The organism is Shewanella sp. SR1, from assembly GCF_020447145.1.
GTDB classification, from domain to species: domain Bacteria; phylum Pseudomonadota; class Gammaproteobacteria; order Enterobacterales; family Shewanellaceae; genus Shewanella; species Shewanella baltica.
This window is the reverse complement of sequence record NZ_JAJAEF010000003.1, coordinates 267,123-288,011: the sequence shown is the minus strand read 5'-3', so window position 1 is coordinate 288,011 and position 20,889 is coordinate 267,123. Positions and strand designations below refer to the sequence as shown.

Here is a 20,889-nt window from a genome sequence, read left to right as displayed (position 1 = left end):
TTTGCGTATTCAGTCCGCGTGATCGTGATGATGACGCCCTATAGAGAAAGAAGATTTATTCATGAAGCAATTACGTCTTGAACCTGTTGTGCAAGTCCGCGGTGAGATCAATATTCCGGGCTCAAAAAGTATTTCAAATCGTGCCTTATTGTTGGCGACCTTAGCTCAAGGCACGACCACGCTCACCAATCTGCTCGACTCAGATGATATTCGCCACATGCTGGCATCCCTCAAGCAGTTAGGGGTGAACTACCGTTTATCGCAAAACAATACTGTGTGTGAACTTGATGGCTTAGGCGGCGTGATTTCCTCTGATTCTGCGCAGGAATTATTTTTAGGTAATGCGGGCACGGCAATGCGCCCCTTGTGCGCCGCCTTAACCTTAGGCCAAGGCGAATTTACCCTCACGGGCGAACCGCGTATGGAAGAGCGCCCGATTGGCGACTTAGTCGATGCCTTAAGGCAACTCGGTGCCAATGTCGTTTATCTTAAAAATGACGGTTTCCCTCCGCTGACGATTAATGCGACGGGTCTTAATGGCGGCGATGTTGAGATTGCGGGCGATTTATCAAGCCAATTTTTAACCGCCCTATTGATGGTGGCGCCGCTTGCAAAGGGCAGTGTGAATATCCATGTCAAAGGCGAGTTAGTTTCTAAGCCGTATATTGATATTACACTGGCCCTGATGGCGCAATTTGGCGTAACTGTCATCAACCATGACTATGCCCGTTTTGAGATTGTTGCAGGCCAGCGTTATGTATCACCGGGTAAAGTGCTGGTCGAAGGTGATGCGTCATCGGCATCGTATTTCCTCGCCGCAGGGGCGATTAAGGGCGGTGAAGTCAAAGTCACCGGTGTGGGCCGTTTAAGTATTCAAGGCGATGTGAAATTTGCCGATGTGCTTGAAAAAATGGGCGCAGATATCGAGTGGGGTGATGACTATATTATTGCCCGTGGCTCTCAGTTAACGGCCGTTGATTTAGACATGAACCACATTCCCGATGCGGCCATGACCATTGCAACCGCAGCCTTATTTGCTAAAGGCACGACGGTTATTCGCAATATCTATAACTGGCGTATTAAAGAGACCGACCGCTTAGCGGCCATGGCGACGGAATTACGTAAAGTCGGCGCCGAGGTTGAAGAGGGCAACGATTACATTAAAATCACCCCGCCTGTGGTAATTAATACCGCAGAAATCGATACCTACAATGATCACCGTATGGCCATGTGTTTTTCTATGCTGGCATTTGCCGATTGCGGTATTACCATCAATGATCCTGATTGCACTTCTAAAACATTCCCAGACTACTTTGAGCAGTTTGCGAGTCTGCAAGGCTAAGCCAATCTGCTTCGTCATTGTTACAACTATCGATGTCAAGAATAGTCAGCCGTATTTGCGCGGCTGCTAATCTTCATAAAAAATCCACGGATTTTGTTTGTCTTTTGTTGTACAATGCTGCGCGCTCATTTTCGGGGGCTCACTTGATGAACTCACGGATGATGGTTATTTTTTGCGGAGGAATGTATGTCTGAACGGGCTCCTGTAGTCACAATCGACGGCCCAAGTGGTGCTGGCAAAGGTACAATTAGTCAATTATTGGCTCAGCATCTAGGTTGGCAACTACTTGATAGTGGTGCTATTTACCGAGTTCTTGCGCTCGCAGCAATTCATCATAACGTTGAACTGGAAAATGAAGAATCGATCACGCTGTTAGCGGCACATCTCGATGTGAAGTTTTTAACAGGCAATGATACCGATCCGGTTCAAGTGATACTGGAAGGTGAAGACGTCACCACCGACATTCGCACTCAAGAGTGCTCGAATGCAGCTTCAAAAGTCGCCGCGTTTCCACGGGTGAGAGAAGCCTTATTACGTCGTCAACGGGCCTTTAAAACGGCGCCAGGATTAATTGCCGATGGTCGCGACATGGGAACTGTGGTTTTCCCAAGTGCGCCGGCAAAATTATATTTAACCGCCTCAGCTGAAGAGCGTGCCCAAAGACGCTATAATCAGTTGCAGGACAAGGGCTTCGATGTTAATATCGAGCGCCTTTTAAGTGAAATTATCGAACGTGATGACCGCGATATGAATCGTCCGGTGGCTCCTTTAGTCCCCGCCGAGGACGCGCTCATTATCGATACAAGCGGAAAGGGTATTGATGAAGTGTTAGCGCTTGCGCTTAACTTTATCAACCAAAAATTATCCGACACTAACTAAGTTAGCCCACCGGATAGGTATTCGTATTAAGGATGATACGGATAATTTGACTGACTCCACGTCTAGGACGGACAGTGGTTTAATAAAGAAAGTAACCTAAACATGACTGAATCTTTTGCTGATCTATTTGAACAATCCCTTCAAACTCTGGAATTCCGTCCAGGTTCTATCGTTCGTGGTACTGTTGTATCAATCAAAAACGGTATGGTACTGGTTGACGCGGGTCTGAAGTCTGAAAGCCCAATCCCAGCTGAACAATTCAAAAACGCTCAAGGTGTTTTAGAAATCGCTGTTGGTGATGAAGTTGACGTAGCTCTTGACTCTGTTGAAGACGGCTTCGGTGAGACTCAACTGTCTCGCGAAAAAGCGAAACGTCATGAAGCTTGGATCGTTCTGGAAAAAGCTTATGAAGATGCTGAAACTGTAATCGGTATCATCAATGGTAAAGTTAAAGGCGGTTTCACTGTTGAATTAAACGGTATCCGTGCCTTCTTACCAGGTTCTCTAGTTGACGTGCGCCCAGTTCGCGACACCGCTCACTTAGAGTACAAAGAATTAGAATTCAAAGTTATCAAGCTAGACCAGAAGCGTAACAACGTTGTTGTTTCTCGTCGTGCAGTTATCGAATCAGAAAGCAGCGCTGAGCGTGATGCACTGTTAGAAAACCTGCAAGAAGGTCAAGCAGTTAAGGGTATCGTTAAGAACCTGACTGACTACGGTGCATTCGTAGATTTAGGTGGTGTTGACGGTCTGCTACATATCACAGATATGGCGTGGAAACGTGTTAAACATCCATCAGAAATCGTCAATGTTGGCGATGAAATCAACGTTAAAGTACTGAAGTACGATCGTGAGCGCACTCGTGTGTCTCTAGGTCTGAAACAACTTGGCGAAGATCCATGGTTAGAAATCAGCAAACGCTACCCAGAAAACACACGTTTAACTGGTCGCGTTACTAACCTAACTGACTACGGTTGCTTCGTAGAAATCGAAGAAGGCGTTGAAGGTCTGGTTCACGTTTCTGAAATGGATTGGACTAACAAGAACATTCACCCATCTAAAGTTGTTAACTTAGGTGATGAAGTTGAAGTTCTGGTTCTGGACATCGATGAAGAGCGTCGTCGTATTTCTCTTGGTCTGAAACAATGTAAGACCAACCCATGGGATGACTTCGCAACTCGTTACAACAAAGGCGACAAGGTTTCTGGTAAGATCAAGTCAATCACTGACTTCGGTATCTTTATCGGTCTTGACGGCGGTATCGATGGTCTAGTTCACCTGTCTGACATTTCTTGGAACGGTACTGGCGAAGACGCAGTTTCTGAATACAAGAAAGGCGATGAAATCCATGCAGTGGTTCTGTCTGTAGATCCTGAGCGTGAGCGCATCAGCTTAGGTGTTAAGCAAACTGAAGATGATCCATTCAACGCATACTTGGCTGACAAGAAGAAAGGTACTATCGTAAACGGTACTGTTTCTGCTGTTGATGCTAAAGGTGTGACTGTTGAACTGGCTGACACTGTTGAAGGTTACATCCGTGTAGCTGACATTTCACGTGAGCGTATCGAAGATGCATCTACTGTCTATAATGTAGGTGATGCAATCGAAGCTAAGTTCATGGGTGTTGACCGTAAGAACCGCTCTATCAGCCTGTCAATCAAAGCGAAAGACGAAGCTGAAGAGAAAGAAGTAATGGCGACTCTGAACAAACAAGATGACGCTGTTATTAGCAATGCAATGGCTGAAGCGTTTAAAGCAGCTCGTAAATAATCGCCTGTTGTTTGGGGAGACTTCTCTCCCCATTAGGCGACTGTGTTTGGCTTGATAATAGGGGATAGCTAGGATGACGAAATCTGAACTTATCGAAAAACTCGCCACCAGGCAGTCGCAGCTGTCGGCGAAAGAGGTTGAAGGCGCAATCAAAGAAATGTTGGAGCAAATGGCAACAACATTAGAAAGCGGTGATCGTATTGAGATCCGTGGCTTTGGTAGTTTCTCGCTTCACTATCGTGCACCGCGGACTGGCCGTAATCCAAAGACTGGTTCATCAGTCGATTTGGAAGGTAAATACGTCCCGCACTTTAAGCCAGGCAAAGAACTGCGCGAGCGTGTTGACGCCGTTAATGTGTGATTGACCGCATAGTAAAAAGCCTCCGTTAGGAGGCTTTTTTGTATCTATTGCAAGGCAATGCTGGTCAGCTCAGTGAATTTCTTGGATAATCATTAAATTGAAACGCGTTTAGGGAGTGCAGCGTGAAATCATTTGTAGCAACTGTGCTAGTGGCACTGTTATTTATTCTGGCGTTGATTTTTGGCGCGCGTAACGAACAAGTGGTGACCATCAGCTATTTTGTCGCACAGGGTGAATATCGTTTACCTGTTGTGCTAGCGATCGTCTTTTTTGCTGGTTTCATCTTGAGCTGGTTAGTTGCAAGCTATTATATCGTGCGCTTGAAATTGAGCTTAGCGACAACGAGAAAGAAACTAAACCAAGTGATGGCTAAAGCCCCTCAGGATGTAGACGCCTAATATGCTTGAGATACTCTTTCTGTTGCTTCCCATTGCTGCCGCCTACGGTTGGTATATGGGGCGACGGAGCATAAGGCAGAATCAAAGCAATCAACGTAAACAATTGAGCCGGGACTACTTTACTGGCCTCAATTTCTTACTGTCGAACGAATCGGATAAAGCCGTTGATTTGTTTATCAGTATGCTAGATGTTGACGATGAAACCATAGATACCCATCTGTCACTCGGTTCGCTGTTTCGTAAGCGAGGCGAGGTCGACCGCTCCATCCGTATCCATCAGAATTTAATTGCCCGTCCAAACCTAGCCAATGAGCAGCGCGACATCGCTATGATGGAGCTGGGTAAAGATTATCTGGCCGCGGGTTTTTACGACAGGGCCGAAGAAATCTTTATCAACTTGGTTAGCCAAGATGATCACAGCGAAGAATCTGAAACTCAGCTGATTGCTATCTATCAAGTGATTAAAGAGTGGCAAAAAGCCATTGATATCACTAAGCGTCTAAGTCGTAAACGTCAGCAAGTCTTAAAGCCGTTAACGGCGCATTTCTATTGCCAGTTAGCCGATGAAGCCAGCGACGATGCACAGAAGATTAAACTGCTGCAACAGGCGCTGAAGCAAGATCCCCAATGCGGCCGAGCGTTATTGACCTTAGCGAAAAAATTCCTCGATATTCAAGATTATGCTCAGTGCAAGCAAATGCTGCTGCAACTGAAAAAAGCCGATATCGAGCTTTTTGCCGATGCAATCCCCACGGCCAAACAAGTTTATCGCGACACACAAGACAAAGAAGGCTTCCAAGAGTTACTGGCGGGCGCCATGGCCGATGGCGCGGGTGCTTCTGTGGTTGTCGCCTTAGCGCAGCACATGATAAGTCTGGATGAGATTAAAGCGGCAGAGACCATGGTGCTCGATGCCCTATATCGCCATCCGACTATGAAAGGTTTTCAGCACTTGATGCAAATGCATTTGCGTCAAGCAGAGGAAGGGCAAGCCAAGCAAAGTTTAACTATGCTAGAGCAGCTCGTTGAGCAACAAATTAAATTCCGTCCAAGCTACCGTTGTAAAGAGTGTGGTTTCCCTTCCCATGCACTTTACTGGCATTGTCCTTCCTGTAAAAACTGGGGCAGTATCAAGCGGATCAGAGGCTTAGACGGCGAGTAAATAAGATAATATCTATAGTTAGTGTAACTCTGTTGGAGAGATGATGACGACTAAACCTATCCTCGTAGCGCTTGATTACGATAACAAAAACCACGCTTTACAACTGATAGAAAAACTCGATCCCAACATGTGCCGCCTTAAAGTCGGCAAAGAAATGTTTACCTTGTTTGGCCCGCAACTGGTGAAAGATATCCATGATCGTGGCTTTGATTTATTCCTCGATTTGAAATTTCACGATATTCCAAATACTGTCGCCAAAGCCGTGGCCGCTGCCGCAGAGTTGGGTGTATGGATGACGAACGTGCATGCCAGCGGTGGTTTAGCCATGATGGAAGCGGCTAAAAAGGCCTTGCTGCCATACGGCGACAAAGCGCCTATGTTGATCGCTGTGACGGTATTAACCTCCATGAGTGATGATGATCTTAAATTACTCGGCATCAATGTGCCTGCATTTGAACATGTTCAGCGTTTAGCTAAGCTGACCCAGCAAGCAGGACTCGACGGCGTGGTATGTTCAGCTCAAGAGGCGACAGCCTTGAAATCACTGTTAGGTCAGGATTTTAAACTCGTGACGCCGGGGATCCGCCCAGTAGGTAGCGATGCTGGCGATCAACACCGGGTGATGACGCCGCCTCAAGCGATTGCAGCGGGTTCAGATTACCTAGTGATTGGCCGTCCAATCACCAAAGCCGCCGATCCATTAGCGGCATTGCAAGCGATTCACCAATCATTGGCATAGACGTTTCAATAGCCGTCTCAATCGCGGTTTGACCGTCGTTTGAATAAAAAAGGCTTGAAATCGCTCGTTAGTAACCTTGATATGATGGATAAAAATTGAAATAGTATCTTGAATGACAACATAAAATAATTAATCACACCCTGAGTGCATATCTCACAGTTCACGGAGAACGCCCATGTTTAATGCTACGATGTTTAACTATCAAGGTAAGAATGTTGTCGTTGTTGGTGGTACCAGTGGGATAAATCTAGCCATTGCAGTGGCGTTCGCACAGGCTGGCGCCAATGTCGCAGTCGCGAGTCGAAGCCAAGATAAAGTTGATGCCGCGGTATTGCAGCTGCAACAGGCCAATCCTGACGGTATTCATTTAGGTGTGAGTTTTGATGTGCGCGATCTTAGCGCCCTTGAAGTCGGTTTTGATAAAATTGCTTCTGAGTTTGGTTTTATCGATGTGCTAGTTAGCGGCGCGGCGGGTAATTTCCCTGCCAGCGCCGCGAAGCTTTCGGCTAATGGTTTTAAGTCGGTGATGGACATTGATTTGCTCGGCAGTTTTCAAGTGCTAAAGCAGGCTTATCCTTTGCTACGTCGCCCCAGTGGCAATATTATCCAGATTTCGGCGCCGCAGGCTTCGATTGCTATGCCCATGCAAGTACATGTGTGTGCCGCTAAAGCGGGCGTGGATATGCTGACGCGAACCTTAGCCTTAGAGTGGGGCTGTGAGGGGCTGAGAATTAATTCGATTATGCCAGGCCCCATAGCTAACACTGAAGGCTTTAATCGCCTAGCACCCAGCGCCGCATTACAGCAGAAGGTTGCCCAATCCGTTCCGCTAAAACGTAATGGCGCAGGTCAGGATATTGCTAATGCTGCGTTATTCTTAGGCTCCGATTTGGCGTCCTATATTACGGGAGTTGTGCTGCCGGTTGATGGCGGTTGGTCACTTGGCGGCGCCAGTATTGCGATGACAGAGCTTGGCGAACTGGCCGCAAAAATGTAGTTTGGTTTTAGATGTTTGATATTCAAAATCGAGAACTTTGATTTTATATAGATTAAGTAGGTAATGATCCATGGCTAATGCATTACAAGAGCAGCTACTCAAAGCAGGGCTTGCCAGTAAACAAAAGGTTCGCGACGTTAAGACCCAAAAACGCCGTGATAAAAAATCACGAATAGATGATGGTTCCAGTGCTTTTAAGCAAGAAGTGGCCGAGCAAAAACGTCTGCAGGCGCTAAAAGATAAAGCGCTGAACGAGCAACGTTTTGCAGAGGCATCAGAGCGTGGACAAGTGCGCGGTTTAATCACTGAGTTCACTAAGTCTGCGATTAAGATCCCAACTTATGCTGAAGTGAAATTTAACTATACCCTTGATAATAAAATCTATTCTTTATACATAGATGAAAAACTGCAGGCAGAATTGCTCAAAGGGCAGTTAGGCATAGTGCGCTATGAAGATAAGAGTTACTTAGTACCACATAAGTTAGCCGAGCGAGTGAAACTGCTGGTGCCGCAGTGGTGTGGTTATCTGTGGCAACAGGATGAATCTAAAGCTGTGGTGGTTGAAGATGATCCCTATGCGGATTATGCGATCCCAGATGATTTAATGTGGTAATAAGCACAAGCTTGTGAGCTAACGCTGCGACAATCCTGTGGTAAAGCTTATAAAATAGAGACCCTTAAGTTCAAGCTTAAGGGTTTTTTTATGGGTTGAATTTATACTTTGCTCACGTACCTCCATATTATTCGCGGCTGTATTTGTAATGAGATTGTTTTCTACAGTGAACTGGTATAAATTAAAACAACTGTTTTAATCCTACGTTTAAGAGTCTACCAATGAACCCTTATCAAGCCCCGTTAACGGATATGCGTTTCCTACTGGAACAGGTATTTGATGCCCCAAACACTTGGGCACAATTGCCTGAGATTGCTGAAATGGTCGATATCGACACGGCCAATGCCATTCTTGAAGAAGCAGCCAAGATCAGCAGTGAGTTGATCCATCCGCTGAACCGGACGGGCGATGAGCAGGGCGTGTTACATCAAGATAATCAAGTGATTACCCCTGATGGCTACAAAGCCGTTTATGAACAGTATTCGCTGGGCGGTTGGATTGGCTTGTGTGGCGATCCTGAATTTGGTGGCATGGGCATGCCAAAGATGCTGGGGATCTTAGTCGACGAAATGGCTTACAGTGCCTGTAATGCGTTTACGCTTTATGGCTCGTTAACTGCGGGGGCGGCTTTATGTATCAATGCCCACGGCAGCGAAGCATTAAAACAAGCTTATTTGCCTAAGTTATATTCCGGCGAATGGGCGGGTGCTATGGATATGACAGAGCCACAAGCGGGTTCTGATCTGCGTAATATTCGCACTCGAGCTTTACCGCAGGATGATGGTAGTTATGCCATCACGGGCAGCAAGATTTTTATCACGGGTGGCGATCACGATTTAACTGAAAACGTCATTCACTTAGTGCTTGCCAAGCTACCGGATAGCAAAGGGATTTCACTGTTCCTTGTGCCTAAAATATCGGTAAATACCGATGGCAGCTTAGCGAATGCGAATGGTGTATCTGTGGGTTCTATCGAGCACAAGATGGGCCTTAAAGGTTCTGCAACGTGTGTGATGAACTTTGATAATGCTCAAGGTTTCTTGATTGGTGAAGCCAATCGCGGTCTCGTGTGCATGTTTACTATGATGAACTACGAGCGTTTAGCGATTGGTATTCAAGGTCTGGGCAGTGCTCAGGCGGCGTATCAGATGGCAGCCGATTATGCTAAAGAGCGTAATCAAGGCGTAGCCGCTGGCGGCTCGCCGACGGGCAGTGAATCAGATCCTATTATCGTCCACGGCGATGTGCGCCGTATGTTGTTGACCATTCGAGCGATGACAGAAGCGGGCCGTGCTTTGTCTGTGTTTACTGGGCAACAGCTAGATTTGGCCAAATATGCTCAAGATGAAGATAAAGCCAAAGCAGCGCGTTATGTGGGGTTATTAACGCCAGTCGCTAAAGCCTTTTTAACCGATCGCGGTCTTGATGCGACGATCATGGCGCAGCAAGTTTTTGGTGGACATGGTTATATTCGTGAAACGGGTATTGAGCAATTAGTTCGTGATACTCGTATCGCACAGATTTATGAAGGCACTAATGGCATTCAAGCCATCGATTTCCTTGGCCGTAAAGTCACGGGCGATAATCTTGCCGCATTAAACGAATTTGTCGCTGACTTGAAAGCACAAATGCGCGCATTTACTCACGTTGATGCGGTGAAGGTGGCCGCAGTATGCGCACGTTTAGATGCATTAGTCATAGTCGCTGAGTCGATTAATGAGCACAAAGTCGCTCAACCTGCGCTTATCAATGCTTGCGCGGTCGACTTCTTAGATGCCTTTGGTTACACCCTGTATGGTTTCTACTGGTTGGCTATGGTCGATAAAGTCGCTGATCATGAAGATAAAGCGTTCGCCGAGCAGAAAGCCTATTTAGCTAAGTTCTATTTTGATAAGTTACTGCCTAAAGCGGATTACCATATCGCTCAAGTCAGAGCCGGTGATGCGACCACGATGGCGATGCCTGCAGAGTTGTTTTAACAAGGCTTTGATAGATTTGTTTCAATAAAAACGAAATAAAAACGAGAAAAGCACTGATGACTCAGTGCTTTTTTGTTTTATATCATGCTATTTCTACTTGGCAGTATTTAATCTTGGACCGAGTGAGCTGCGGTACTAAGCGCTGCTGTGGTGGGGGATGGCACTTGCAGCACTGAAACCAATTGCTTGAGAAACTCGGCATTAAACGATGGTTTATGCTGATGTTTAAGCTCGGGACTCATGCCATTCTCAAGCACCACAAACAGGGTGTCACTGTGCTCAGGCAAACGGATAAACCCCGCTAAGTTAGACACGCCTTGCATCGAGCCTGTTTTAGCAAAAATTTGCTGTTTCAGCGGCGGCTTGTTGTAACCCATGCGATACCTTAAGGTGCCGCTTATTCCTGCTTGCGGCAGACTGGTCATTAACGAGCTAAAGCGACTGTCCTTATGGATGAGTGCCAACACCGCCGCTAACTGCTGGGCATTGAGCAAGTTATAGCGTGACAGCCCTGAACCATCGACAATGTTAGCGTTACTCAGATCGACGCCTAACGCCGTTAAAATCCGCAGCATGGCTGCCGCACCATTGGTAAAGCTACCTTGGGTGTTGAAATAACTTTTGCCAAGTTGTTTAAACAGGCTATCAGCAATCAAATTATCCGACTTGAGCAGCATAGTATCGAGCAATTCAGGCAGAGGCGCCGAGCTATGGCTGGCAATCAGTTTTGCCTTTTTGGGCAAGCTAGTGCCGAGCTTAACTTTACCCGCCAGTGACATCTCACCTTTGAGCAGCGAGGTGAGGTTATCTTGGGCAAATTTGAACGGATCGCTGACCGCAATCGCCAGCCCAATCGCTTCACCGCCCGGATAACAACCACGCAGATGATAGTTGTTTTGGCCTAGTCGCACCAAATCGAGCTGGCAAAATTCACGACTCGCCTTGGGATCAAATACCGCATCGCTGCTGACTTTTACCCCATAACTCCCCGTGCGCAGGCTCACCTGTGAAGGTTTGTTGGCCGTGCTGGGGTTGAACTGACCATAGACGCAGTTCTGATTGATAATGTAACTCGACACAGGCGCGGCAAAACAAATGCCTAAGTCATCCCAAACCCAACCAGGGGCTTGCATTTGCTCTTGTTTATCGCCGAGCAAATACAGATGTCCATCAATGCGATTAATGCCTTGTTTCACGAGACTGGCAAAAATGGCCTTGAGATCGGCTTGAGTGAACGTCGGATCGCCACTAAAACGCAGATAAGCGCTGCCGGCGATATGGCCCTTGCGTATTGGTGCGTCCGTCCATAATTCAGTGACATAACGAAAATCAGGCCCAAGCTGAGTCATGGCACTCACAGCGGTGAGTAATTTTTGCGTGCTGGCGGGAATAAACAGCGTCTCGGCCTGTTGGCTAAAGATCACTTGATTGTTAGACATGTCCATTGCCAGCAGTGCAATTTGCGAATGACGAGGGCTGATTTTGCCGACCGCTTGGCTAAGCGAAGTGGTTCGGGTCTCTATCGCTCCTGCGTCGATTTGATCAGCGCGGGCGATAGTGTGGCTCGCCGCTAAGAGTAGGCTGGCATACAGAGTGGTTTTCAGTAACGTTTCCATGTTAGCTATTGACCATTTTTATTAAGAACATCATGGGCCTGCAGGTTAAGTTCGATGCAATGTGGGGCTAATCCTCACTGCTGCCGTCATCCTTTTCCATCAAGCGATATAAACGTAGGGTAACAAACAATACCAGTCCGATAAACAGTGGCAGGATCAGTAATCCCAACTGAGCTTTAAAATGGAAAATACCCCAAGCAAACAGCAGTGTCAGCGCTAACGTCAGCAAAATTTTTTTGTTCATGGTCTTCGTCTTTTATCGTGTTGGTTTAATCGCAAATAGGCGTTTTAGTTTACGCTAAATCACTGGGTTCGGGGTAAACGAAATAGGTTTGAAGATTATTTTGTGATTTGGCCGACATTTTAGCTGATCTTCAGTAAAACCTGCGATGGTTTGTATGGGCTTGTCACGTTAAACATCACTTAATCCAGGGACTGTCCGATTAATATCGAACCGTTAATATTCACACTTTTACATTGCCCTTAACATGATATGTGTGCCGAAAAAACAGCCCTTAAATGTGGTTGTAATCCTAGCCTAAAAGATGTGATTTTTAGCTAAATAGTGGCGCTACGGTAGGATTACATCGAGTGAGGTCAAATTACCAGCAAAACCGCGAGGTTTCAGGAGGCTTTTGGGAGAAAAGTCTTGCCGAGACGAGGTGAAGTCGGTAATTTCTACCCCTTACGATTTTAGGTTCTTAGGTAACAACTAAACCATGCCACATATTAGTATGCGCGGCTTACCACAAGCGGTCGTTGCAGCGTTCAGCCAAACATTACTGCAGTCATTGGCGGATATATGTAAAGGTAATGCAGAGAGTTTCACGTTAGATTGGATCCCAAGCATCAGTTTTCGAAATGGAAAAATTGATCAACGCTTCGTCCAAGTTGAGTTACTCTGGTTCCCTAAGGACCCTGATATCCATCTTAAAGTAGAACAAACGATCAGGCAGGCAGTGACAGAGGCCTATCCAGAGTTAACACATATTGCTGTGATGTTTTTATCATTGAACCCCAGTGCTACCTATCGGGGTGGTCAGCATGATTAAAGGAGGATGCCTTGCTAGATAAGCTTGGTGGAATAGCCGTTCAACCCGAGGCTTTAACGTGGTTGCTCACGCCATGCCGTTTCAAGGCAGAATTACTCGCTCGTATCGCGAGCGCCAAGCACAGTATTTATATTGCGGCGCTGTATTTAGAAGATGACGAAGCTGGCCGTGAAGTATTACAAGCGTTGATGAATGCCAAAGCGGCAAATCCAGCGCTTGATGTCAAAGTATTAGTGGACTTTCACCGCGCAAGACGCGGCTTGATTGGCCATAAAGGCGATAGCGGTAACTATTTGATGTACCGCAGAGTGATGGCTGAAGCCGAACATCCCATCGATATCTTAGGTGTCCCCGTTAAGTCCCGTGAATTTATGGGCGTACTGCATCTTAAGGGCTTTATTATCGATGATGCGGTGATCTATAGCGGTGCCAGTCTCAATAATATCTATTTACAACAAAATGATAAGTATCGTTTCGACCGTTATCACTTGATTGAGTCGGCCGAATTAGCCCGCAGTATGCGTGCAATGATCCAGAAAAATATCATTGCTGATCCTGCAGTGTGTTCGTTAACCCAAGACGCTGAACAAGAAGTACTGCCGCCTAAGACGGACATGCGCAGCTTTAAGCTGAGATTGTCTGACGCTGAGTACCAGTTTAAGGAAACCCGTGATGGCAACCGCATCACGCCGTTACTTGGGCTAGGGCGCAAGAAAAACTTACTCAATAAAGTGGTTGTCGCCTTGGTGGAAGAGTCAAAGGACTCGCTGTTTATCTGCACGCCCTATTTTAATCCGCCGTATATTTTGGTGCGTGCTTTAGCTAAGCATTTACGCAATGGCAAACGCATCGACATCGTGGTGGGCGATAAGACGGCTAACGATTTTTATATTCCGCCTGAGCAGGATTTCTCCACCATTGGTGCTTTGCCCTATATGTATGAGCAATCATTGCGTAAGTTTGCTAAACGCCAACAGTGGGCGATTGATAATGGTCAGCTGAATATCCATCTGTGGAAACACGGCATCAACAGTTATCACCTTAAGGGCATCAGTGCTGACGGCAATAAGCATTTGATTACAGGTTCGAATTTGAATCCAAGAGCTTGGGCGCTGGATCTTGAGAATGGTTTGTTGATCCAAGATGAAATTGGTTGCTGGAAAGCTCAGTTTGAAGCCGAGCAGGCGCATATTCTTGAGCACACACAGCGGTTATATCACTATAGTCAAGTGGATACCTTGCAGAGTTATCCTGCGCCAGTGAAGAAGATCATGACCCGAATTCGTCGCCTTAAAGCCGATTTCTTACTGCGCCGTATTCTGTAACGCTGGTTTGTAACGCAACGAACTTGCCATTATTTCGATTTAAGTGCAGTTTGTTAGCAATTACAAAGCCCACCTAGTCGTGGGCTTTTTTCTAATTACGACAATAGCATTCGATCAAAGCTGTGGCATCAAATTGTGGTGAGTGTCATTTTGATCTCTGGCGTAATACAAAGACAGAATCACTAACACCACCATGACAGCGCTTAATAAACCTATGCTCAACTGGCCGCCCATAGGCACTAAAGACATAGTCAATGCGGCAAGTCCGGCACCAAAATTTTGTAATCCTCCCAGTAATGCCCCCGCAATTCCTGCTTGACGTGGAAATGGCTCTAAAGCCGCCGAGGTCAGGGTTGGGAACAGCATACCGGCGCCACTGAAGAATAAAATCGATCCAACCAGTAAACTCCAACCGACGACTAAATTGAAAAGCCCCGGGATCAACATGAATAAGGCGCCAGCGCCGAGCAGTGCAACACCTTGATAGATAACTCTTTGCGGCTTGTTTTGTCGACCTGCAATCAGCGCGCCCAATAAATAGCCTGGAATCGGCGCCACAAAATAACAACTGACCATGAAAGGCGTCAGTCCAAGATATTGGCCATAGAGTACGCCAGCAATGGCTTCAAACGCCGCAATACCCGCAAAGGTTGCGATCAATGAAAACAAGTAAGCTCGAAATGCTCTATGGCGCAGGACATGACGATAGGATGCGATAACGGCTTGATGTTCCCGCTGCGCCTTAGGTAATGACTCTTTAAAGGCGAATATCAATAACAGCCAGACCACGGCACCGAATCCTGCTAACACCCAGTACACGGCTTGCCAGCCGAAGTAGGCCGCACTGGCGCTACCGATAAATGGTGCCAGTAAAGGTAAAAACACTACGGCCATAGAAACATAACTATTAAATTTAACCAGTCGGTCGCCAAAGTAATGATCGCGGGGAATGCTCCGGCATAAAGCGCCCGCGCTGGCTGTGCCTAATCCTTGGATAAGGCTCGCCATAATCAGTTGGTTAAAGCTTGTGGCCTGAGCCGCAAACACTGCACCTATAATAAAAATTGCGATACCCACGACGAGTGGCATTTTGCGGCCAATGCGATCTGACACTGGGCCATATACAAATTGAAACATCCCATAGGAGAGTAAGTAACAGGCCATCACTGCTTGTAGCTGACTGGCGTCCACATGGAGCCCGAGTGCAATTTGCGGAAGGGCAGGCACAAAAATCGTTTGCGCCATTTGGCCACAGGCGACCATAAAGACAATCATTAACAGTAAACTAGACTGACTCGCCGCTGGAGCGACATCGTGATGAATAGGAGAGTGTGGCGTGCCTGACATGATATTTCCGAAAAAGGTCACTTAAGGTATTTGCGCGCATCTTACTCCCTAAAAGCGTAACTTCAAGTGTCAATCATATTGATTTGATGAAATATTTTTTAATGCGACGCATAAGTTTTTCTCTTCATTTTTAGCTGTAAAGCTAAACTTACGTAGGGTTATTTGTCTGTTAACTAGGTCGAATAATTGCAAATGGATTAATACTCAGATTAACCCTGCACTGCCTATTTTCTTACATGGGAGTTTGCTTAAAAATAGTGGCTATTAAGAGATTGGAGGTAAGCAAGTGGATAAGGTGCCTAATACAAGCCACCCTAAAAAAATCACGCTAAAAATATGCATAGGAACAAATAAGAAAGGAGATAGCAAATCTGCCTATCTCCCTTAATAGTCGCGACTAGCAAGATGCTATTTTTGTAGTTTTTCTATGCCCGTTAAAATCTGATACCCCACAGTCACCCTTGGCGGAACGGGATAATTTTTATTGCTTAACAATACTATGCCAAGCTTTTGCGCAGGAATAAATGCTGCATAAGCGGCAAAACCGCCGGTTGAGCCGGTTTTATTAATCCACACATTTTGCTGCGGCGCGAGGGGCGGCACTATAGGTTTAACTGGCGTACTGCCAAACACCACTTCCTGAGTATGACCCATAAGTATTTTATCAAGATCAATAGGATAGGAGTAATGTTCCCAAATCATATCTTGGGTCATCATGCCCACATCAAAGTATCCCGTGTGGGTCTCATCGAGTGCCGTTTGCAGTGGCTTAGCTAGCGGGTGCATTTGCATATTGGCCTCCACAAAATGCAGCAGATCTGTGGCTGTGGTTTTAACGCCATAGGCTTCATCGGCTAATACACCGGGATTGACCCGCACTGGCATGTCTTGCTTATTGTAGCCTTGGGCATAATCAGCCATTTTGCTGCTCGGAACCTGGATATAGCTGCTAGTCATACCCAATTGTGGAAATAGTGTTTGCTCAAGTGCTTGTTGAAACGTTTTATTTAAACTCTGTGCGGCAATCATGCCGAGCAGCCCAATGCTTGGATTGGCGTAATTCCTGTGCGTCCCTGGGGCAAATGACGGTTGCCAATGCTTAAGATAGTCCATTAATTCTGCGTTATTAGTTACCTTGTCGGGCACTTGCATCGGCAGATCTCCCGCAGTGTGAGTCGCTAGATTGATGAGACTAATCTTGTCAAAATGGCTGCCTTTTAATGCAGGAACATAATCACTGGTCATATCCGTGAGTGATAATTTGCCTTCGATTTGTGCATAGTTCGCCAGTGTCGCGGTAAAGGTTTTACTGATAGAGCCAATCTCGAACAGGGTATGTTCTGTCACACTTTGCCCTGTGGTTTTAGAACTGACCCCATATTGGTAAAAATACTGTTTACCATCAATGGTGATGCCAATCACCGCACCGGGAATGCCATACTCGGCCATCAGTGGTTTGACTGCAGAATCTACAAGTGACTGGATGTCTTTGGTATTAAGCGTTTTGGCCGTCGTGACATTAGAAAAAAACGTTGCAGTGAGCAGCACACCGCTTAATAACGGCATGGTAGCGAGCAGGGGATGTCGTTGCATAATTGACCTTTTATCGAAATTGCATTTATAGAGTAGAGATTGCACACGATATTACGGTAATTTCCCATTAAGTTAAGTTCTTACTGATATTTAGCGTCAATACCCCCTCTGCAAGTAACTGAAAGGTTAACCTCGCTAATCGAGTGTTAAATACTGCGTGATGACATGGACTTCAGCATTACAGTTGTTGCGCTATTCTAAGAGATTTCCTTAATCATAATGCAAAGGTGAGTCAGCAGCTTATACAATCAAACACCGACACTTATGCCTTTTATCGCGATAATGCATTGCACAGATTGCGCCATTTACGGCCAAGGGATAAACTGCGCCACCGCGAGAGGAAAGTGCTGAATAACTTAGTTGCAATCCCTAATAAGTTTGAAAGAGAATTGGTTTTTATGGCTTTAGCCCCACATGCAGTGCACCATTTATATCAGTACCGTAAGTCTATTTCGACTAAGCCCTTTGGTGCCCGTGGTAAAAAACTGATCCGCTGTCCATTATGCCTATTAGGTGAGCAGTTCTGTACCTGTGCGCTGCGCCGTCAGTTACAAACTCAAGCCAGTTTCCTGCTGATCATGTACAATGATGAAGTGCTAAAACCAACTAACAGCGGGCGCTTGATTGCGGATCTTATCCCAGATACGCACGCCTATATTTGGTCGCGCACAGAACCCGAAGCAGCATTACTTGCCTTGCTTGATTCGCCGCAATATCAACCTTATTTAGTGTTTCCAGCCCAATATGCGGAGCAAGGACAAACAATACTGAACCAAGTGCCTATGTCGACATTAGTCGAAGGTAAACGGCCGCTACTGATCATGCTCGATGGCAGTTGGCGTGAAGCGATTAAAATGTTCCGTAAGAGTCCTTACTTGCATTCCTTGCCACTGCTTTCCTTCGATCCCGACACGCTGGCAACCTATGCATTACGTAAAGGCAGCCATGACTTTCAACTTGGCACCGCCGAGGTGGCATCCTTAGCATTAGGGGCGATAGGCGAAGCGGCTAATGGCAAAGTCTTAAGTACGTGGTTTGATTTGTTTGTCGAATCATCATTACTGGGTCGTAATCGTCGTTGCCGTGAAGATCTTCTGCCAATCACAGATTTTACCGATGCCTTTGAACTTGCCTTCGAACAAGCCTATAGCGGCAAGCGTTAATTAATCTTCGAAATGAATGTGTAATATAAAAATTTAAGTTAGTGACTATCTTAAATAAAAACTCCCCTCACTTGAGGGGAGTTTTATATAGGCTAAAGTTTGCTCTGGCAAGAAAGCTTTATTTGCGCTTTAACCAAAGCAAATATATTCCTTAAATAACGTCTTAAACTGCAATTTCTTTACCATCTGATTTTCGAATAACCACAGTGGCGGCGCGAGGCCGTAATGTGATTCCGGCTGGTGTTTGTTCAGCGGCATTAGACGAATAAGGCCAGTTACCTGGGTGCTGAATGTTAGCAAATACCGAAGTGTAATCTGGGCTAATGGCAAAACCTGTCACTTCACAGTCGTTGGGACCGACGAAGAAACGCTTTAACTCCATTTGATTATCGGCCGTTACGCCTACTTGTTTCTCTTGGCCATCCACCAGTGTTGAAGGCACGATCGCGAGCATTTGATCGTTGGTTTCTTCGGCAACTTCCTTTGCGCCATTGTCGGTTTGAACCCACAAGATACCGCGTTTATCAAAGGCTAACCCATCAGGGCTGGCGAATTGATTGAGATCGGTTAAGCCTGACAAGTTGGTCTCAGCATTGCCATCGCTGGGTGATCCAAAAACAAAAATATCCCATGTAAATTCAGTCGCTTTGTCGCCTTCATCCCAACGAATAATATGGCCGAAGTAGTTTTTCAATCTTGGGTTGGCAGGATTCGCTTCGGTACGTTTCGAGTTGTTGGTCAGGGTCAAATAAGCAGAACCTGTGAATGGATCGACCGCGCACCATTCAGGTCGGTCCATAGGTGTCGCGCCGACTAGGTCCGCTGCGCCCGCTGTGTTTAAAATAATGTCGGCCAAAGTTGCGAAGCTATCGCTTAAGGTTTTGCCGTCTGTGGTTTGGCTATCTAACGTTAAAGGCAACCAAATACCGCCACCATTTTCATTGAATCTAGCCGCATATAAAGTGCCTTCATTCATGTACTTATCGCCTGTTTGCAGGCGGTTGCTGCTGTCAGCATCCTTTGCATCCCAGGCCGCAGCTGAGACAAATTTATAGAGGTATTCGAATTGAGAATCGTGGCCAGAATAGAACACCACGGGCTTGCCTTCGGTCAATTTACCAAAGGTACAACCTTCATGGCGGAAACGACCAAGTGCTGTACGTTTTACCGCGCGAGAGGTGGCGTTGTACGGGTCGATTTCCACAATATAACCGTGGCCGTTTGCTTCGTTACGGTAGTCATCCTGAGCACTTGCGCCCGATGGCGTGACATCGAAACGGGCAAATTCATCGAGACGTTCTTCATCATGACCCGCAAGATTGTCCCAGCCATAACGTGTGCTGGTTTTACTGATCCCGATGCGACTCTGATCGGCGGTTAAGCTGCCACGATTGGCAAAATAGCCTGGCCAATTTTCTTCACATGTCAGGTAAGTGCCCCAAGGCGTGTAGCCATTACCACAGTTATTTAAGGTGCCGCGTGCTTGGCTGCCATCGGGAGAATAGCGTGTTTCGAGTAGCGAAGAGTAGGCCAGAGGACCGCTGATATCCATCACAGTCGCGCCAGTAAATCGACGGTTATGACCATCATTACTGACGACTTCCCATTGATTATTCATCAGTTTTATACGTACAACCGACACACCATGGGCGTTAATTTCTTTGCGCACTTCATCAATCACAGTGCGAAGACCAGAAGTGGGGTCAAATGTCTGGCCCGTAGGATGCAAAGCATCTTCGTCAATGTATTCGTGGTTAATGCAGAGTAGACCGTCATCACCCGCATCATTTAATGGGAAGAAATGCATACCATCGTGGTGCATGCCCACTGAGTTGGCTTGGTCATCGGCCGTGTTACTACCATCGTTTTTCCATGGCGCCGCTTTTGCGTTTAATGGCGTGCCCCAAGGTGCTAACACCTGCGCTGTGTAACCTTCTGGCACGACAACCGCATCTAAGCGAGAACCCGCAACCGATGTAAAGTTAAGCTTGGCACTACTTTTAGTCGGTGGCACTGGTGTGACTGGATCGACAGGTTTAGGAACAGCTTCATTGTCTGAACCACAAGCGGTTAAGCCAACACTGGCAAAAGCTGTCATAGCGCTGAGGCCTAAGCCACTTGTTACGAAATTACGGCGAGATAAATGCTTATCCAACACTTGATTAAAGGGTTCATTATTACTTTTATTATAAAGTGTAGGATCAAAGGTGGCCTTACTCATATTTTACTCCGGCTAGTACGATGAATTAAATTTCGTGCCTAAGGCTAAAGTACCAATATGACAATAAAGCTGATTTTATATTACAGGAATAATTTACATACTAACCAAGCTTATATGTTTTAAGAATGTTAAATTGGATCTGATAAGTATTTTAGGTTGGAAAGATATCAATCTTAAAATAACATTAATTAGATTTATTGCTCTAATTTGATGTTTTTAATATAACTTAAATTGTTAATTTATATAATTATCTAATGTGTTTCCATTAATACTTATTAGTTCTGTACATTAATGTCCTTTGAATGAAATCCTTTTCCTTCTTAGAAGAATCA

17 protein-coding genes and 1 pseudogene are annotated in these 20,889 nt (G+C 46.0%); 13 read left to right on the top strand and 5 right to left on the bottom strand.

The window, feature by feature from the left end:
- Positions 1-61 precede the first annotated feature (61 nt).
- The 10 genes and pseudogenes from aroA (at position 62) to KV201_RS04620 (ending at position 10,240) form a co-directional block, all read left to right on the top strand.
- Complete coding sequence (gene aroA / locus KV201_RS04665) at positions 62-1,342, top strand: 3-phosphoshikimate 1-carboxyvinyltransferase (protein ID WP_226058659.1); 1,281 nt, start codon at positions 62-64, stop codon at positions 1,340-1,342.
- A gap of 186 nt (positions 1,343-1,528) precedes the next feature.
- Positions 1,529-2,221, top strand: coding sequence for a (d)CMP kinase (gene cmk / locus KV201_RS04660; RefSeq protein ID WP_006081720.1), 693 nt, complete (start codon positions 1,529-1,531; stop codon positions 2,219-2,221).
- 99 nt (positions 2,222-2,320) lie between these two features.
- Positions 2,321-3,991: pseudogene (rpsA, locus tag KV201_RS04655) on the top strand (30S ribosomal protein S1); the annotation flags it as partial.
- A 73-nt stretch (positions 3,992-4,064) separates the two neighbouring features.
- A complete protein-coding gene (ihfB, locus tag KV201_RS04650; RefSeq protein WP_006081718.1) occupies positions 4,065-4,352 on the top strand; it encodes an integration host factor subunit beta in 288 nt (95 codons plus the stop codon).
- Positions 4,353-4,474: 122 nt separating this feature from the next.
- Entirely contained in the window at positions 4,475-4,750 is a 276-nt protein-coding gene (locus tag KV201_RS04645; RefSeq protein WP_006081717.1) for a LapA family protein, read from the top strand.
- A 1-nt stretch (position 4,751) separates the two neighbouring features.
- Entirely contained in the window at positions 4,752-5,912 is a 1,161-nt protein-coding gene (gene lapB / locus KV201_RS04640) for a lipopolysaccharide assembly protein LapB (RefSeq protein ID WP_006081716.1), read from the top strand.
- Positions 5,913-5,955: 43 nt separating this feature from the next.
- On the top strand, positions 5,956-6,651 hold the full coding sequence (gene pyrF / locus KV201_RS04635; RefSeq protein WP_011846776.1) for an orotidine-5'-phosphate decarboxylase: 696 nt from the start codon (positions 5,956-5,958) through the stop codon (positions 6,649-6,651).
- 175 nt (positions 6,652-6,826) lie between these two features.
- A complete protein-coding gene (locus KV201_RS04630; protein ID WP_226058658.1) occupies positions 6,827-7,648 on the top strand; it encodes an SDR family oxidoreductase in 822 nt (273 codons plus the stop codon).
- A 70-nt stretch (positions 7,649-7,718) separates the two neighbouring features.
- Entirely contained in the window at positions 7,719-8,261 is a 543-nt protein-coding gene (locus tag KV201_RS04625) for a DUF2058 domain-containing protein (RefSeq protein WP_011846778.1), read from the top strand.
- Between the two features lie 221 nt (positions 8,262-8,482).
- Positions 8,483-10,240, top strand: coding sequence for an acyl-CoA dehydrogenase family protein (locus tag KV201_RS04620; protein WP_226058657.1), 1,758 nt, complete (start codon positions 8,483-8,485; stop codon positions 10,238-10,240).
- Between the two features lie 107 nt (positions 10,241-10,347).
- Here the strand turns inward: KV201_RS04620 and dacB are convergent, their stop codons facing one another.
- Both dacB and KV201_RS04610 read right to left on the bottom strand, forming a co-directional pair.
- The gene (gene dacB / locus KV201_RS04615) at positions 10,348-11,856 is read right to left on the bottom strand and encodes a D-alanyl-D-alanine carboxypeptidase/D-alanyl-D-alanine-endopeptidase (protein ID WP_226058656.1); all 1,509 of its coding nucleotides are present in this window, start codon (positions 11,854-11,856) and stop codon (positions 10,348-10,350) included.
- A gap of 67 nt (positions 11,857-11,923) precedes the next feature.
- Entirely contained in the window at positions 11,924-12,100 is a 177-nt protein-coding gene (locus tag KV201_RS04610; RefSeq protein WP_006086754.1) for a hypothetical protein, read from the bottom strand.
- 475 nt (positions 12,101-12,575) lie between these two features.
- Between KV201_RS04610 and KV201_RS04605 the strand changes: the two genes are divergently transcribed.
- Entirely contained in the window at positions 12,576-12,908 is a 333-nt protein-coding gene (locus KV201_RS04605) for a DUF1904 domain-containing protein (protein ID WP_226058655.1), read from the top strand.
- Positions 12,909-12,919: 11 nt separating this feature from the next.
- Positions 12,920-14,233, top strand: a complete 1,314-nt coding sequence (pssA, locus tag KV201_RS04600; protein WP_226058654.1) for a CDP-diacylglycerol--serine O-phosphatidyltransferase — start codon at positions 12,920-12,922, stop codon at positions 14,231-14,233.
- A gap of 114 nt (positions 14,234-14,347) precedes the next feature.
- Here pssA and emrD read toward each other — a convergent pair whose 3' ends face one another.
- Positions 14,348-15,580, bottom strand: a complete 1,233-nt coding sequence (emrD, locus tag KV201_RS04595; RefSeq protein ID WP_226058653.1) for a multidrug efflux MFS transporter EmrD — start codon at positions 15,578-15,580, stop codon at positions 14,348-14,350.
- 408 nt (positions 15,581-15,988) lie between these two features.
- A complete protein-coding gene (gene ampC, locus KV201_RS04590; protein ID WP_226058652.1) occupies positions 15,989-17,173 on the bottom strand; it encodes a class C beta-lactamase in 1,185 nt (394 codons plus the stop codon).
- 398 nt (positions 17,174-17,571) lie between these two features.
- Here ampC and KV201_RS04585 point away from each other — a divergent pair, with 398 nt between their 5' ends.
- Complete coding sequence (locus tag KV201_RS04585; RefSeq protein ID WP_226058651.1) at positions 17,572-18,336, top strand: tRNA-uridine aminocarboxypropyltransferase; 765 nt, start codon at positions 17,572-17,574, stop codon at positions 18,334-18,336.
- Between the two features lie 163 nt (positions 18,337-18,499).
- Here the strand turns inward: KV201_RS04585 and KV201_RS04580 are convergent, their stop codons facing one another.
- On the bottom strand, positions 18,500-20,557 hold the full coding sequence (locus KV201_RS04580; protein WP_226058650.1) for a PhoX family phosphatase: 2,058 nt from the start codon (positions 20,555-20,557) through the stop codon (positions 18,500-18,502).
- Positions 20,558-20,889 lie beyond the last annotated feature (332 nt).

Bases quoted from the DNA above. Each gene is read 5' to 3' on its own strand.
- KV201_RS04580 (WP_226058650.1), bottom strand. From the start codon at position 20,557: ATGAGTAAGGCCACCTTTGATCCTACACTTTATAATAAAAGTAATAAT.
- dacB (WP_226058656.1), bottom strand. From the start codon at position 11,856: ATGGAAACGTTACTGAAAACCACTCTGTATGCCAGCCTACTCTTAGCG.
- KV201_RS04605 (WP_226058655.1), top strand. From the start codon at position 12,576: ATGCCACATATTAGTATGCGCGGCTTACCACAAGCGGTCGTTGCAGCG.
- ampC (WP_226058652.1), bottom strand. From the start codon at position 17,173: ATGCAACGACATCCCCTGCTCGCTACCATGCCGTTATTAAGCGGTGTG.
- KV201_RS04620 (WP_226058657.1), top strand. From the start codon at position 8,483: ATGAACCCTTATCAAGCCCCGTTAACGGATATGCGTTTCCTACTGGAA.
- lapB (WP_006081716.1), top strand. From the start codon at position 4,752: ATGCTTGAGATACTCTTTCTGTTGCTTCCCATTGCTGCCGCCTACGGT.
- aroA (WP_226058659.1), top strand. From the start codon at position 62: ATGAAGCAATTACGTCTTGAACCTGTTGTGCAAGTCCGCGGTGAGATC.
- KV201_RS04625 (WP_011846778.1), top strand. From the start codon at position 7,719: ATGGCTAATGCATTACAAGAGCAGCTACTCAAAGCAGGGCTTGCCAGT.
- cmk (WP_006081720.1), top strand. From the start codon at position 1,529: ATGTCTGAACGGGCTCCTGTAGTCACAATCGACGGCCCAAGTGGTGCT.
- pyrF (WP_011846776.1), top strand. From the start codon at position 5,956: ATGACGACTAAACCTATCCTCGTAGCGCTTGATTACGATAACAAAAAC.
- KV201_RS04585 (WP_226058651.1), top strand. From the start codon at position 17,572: ATGGCTTTAGCCCCACATGCAGTGCACCATTTATATCAGTACCGTAAG.
- emrD (WP_226058653.1), bottom strand. From the start codon at position 15,580: ATGTCAGGCACGCCACACTCTCCTATTCATCACGATGTCGCTCCAGCG.
- ihfB (WP_006081718.1), top strand. From the start codon at position 4,065: ATGACGAAATCTGAACTTATCGAAAAACTCGCCACCAGGCAGTCGCAG.
- KV201_RS04610 (WP_006086754.1), bottom strand. From the start codon at position 12,100: ATGAACAAAAAAATTTTGCTGACGTTAGCGCTGACACTGCTGTTTGCT.
- KV201_RS04630 (WP_226058658.1), top strand. From the start codon at position 6,827: ATGTTTAATGCTACGATGTTTAACTATCAAGGTAAGAATGTTGTCGTT.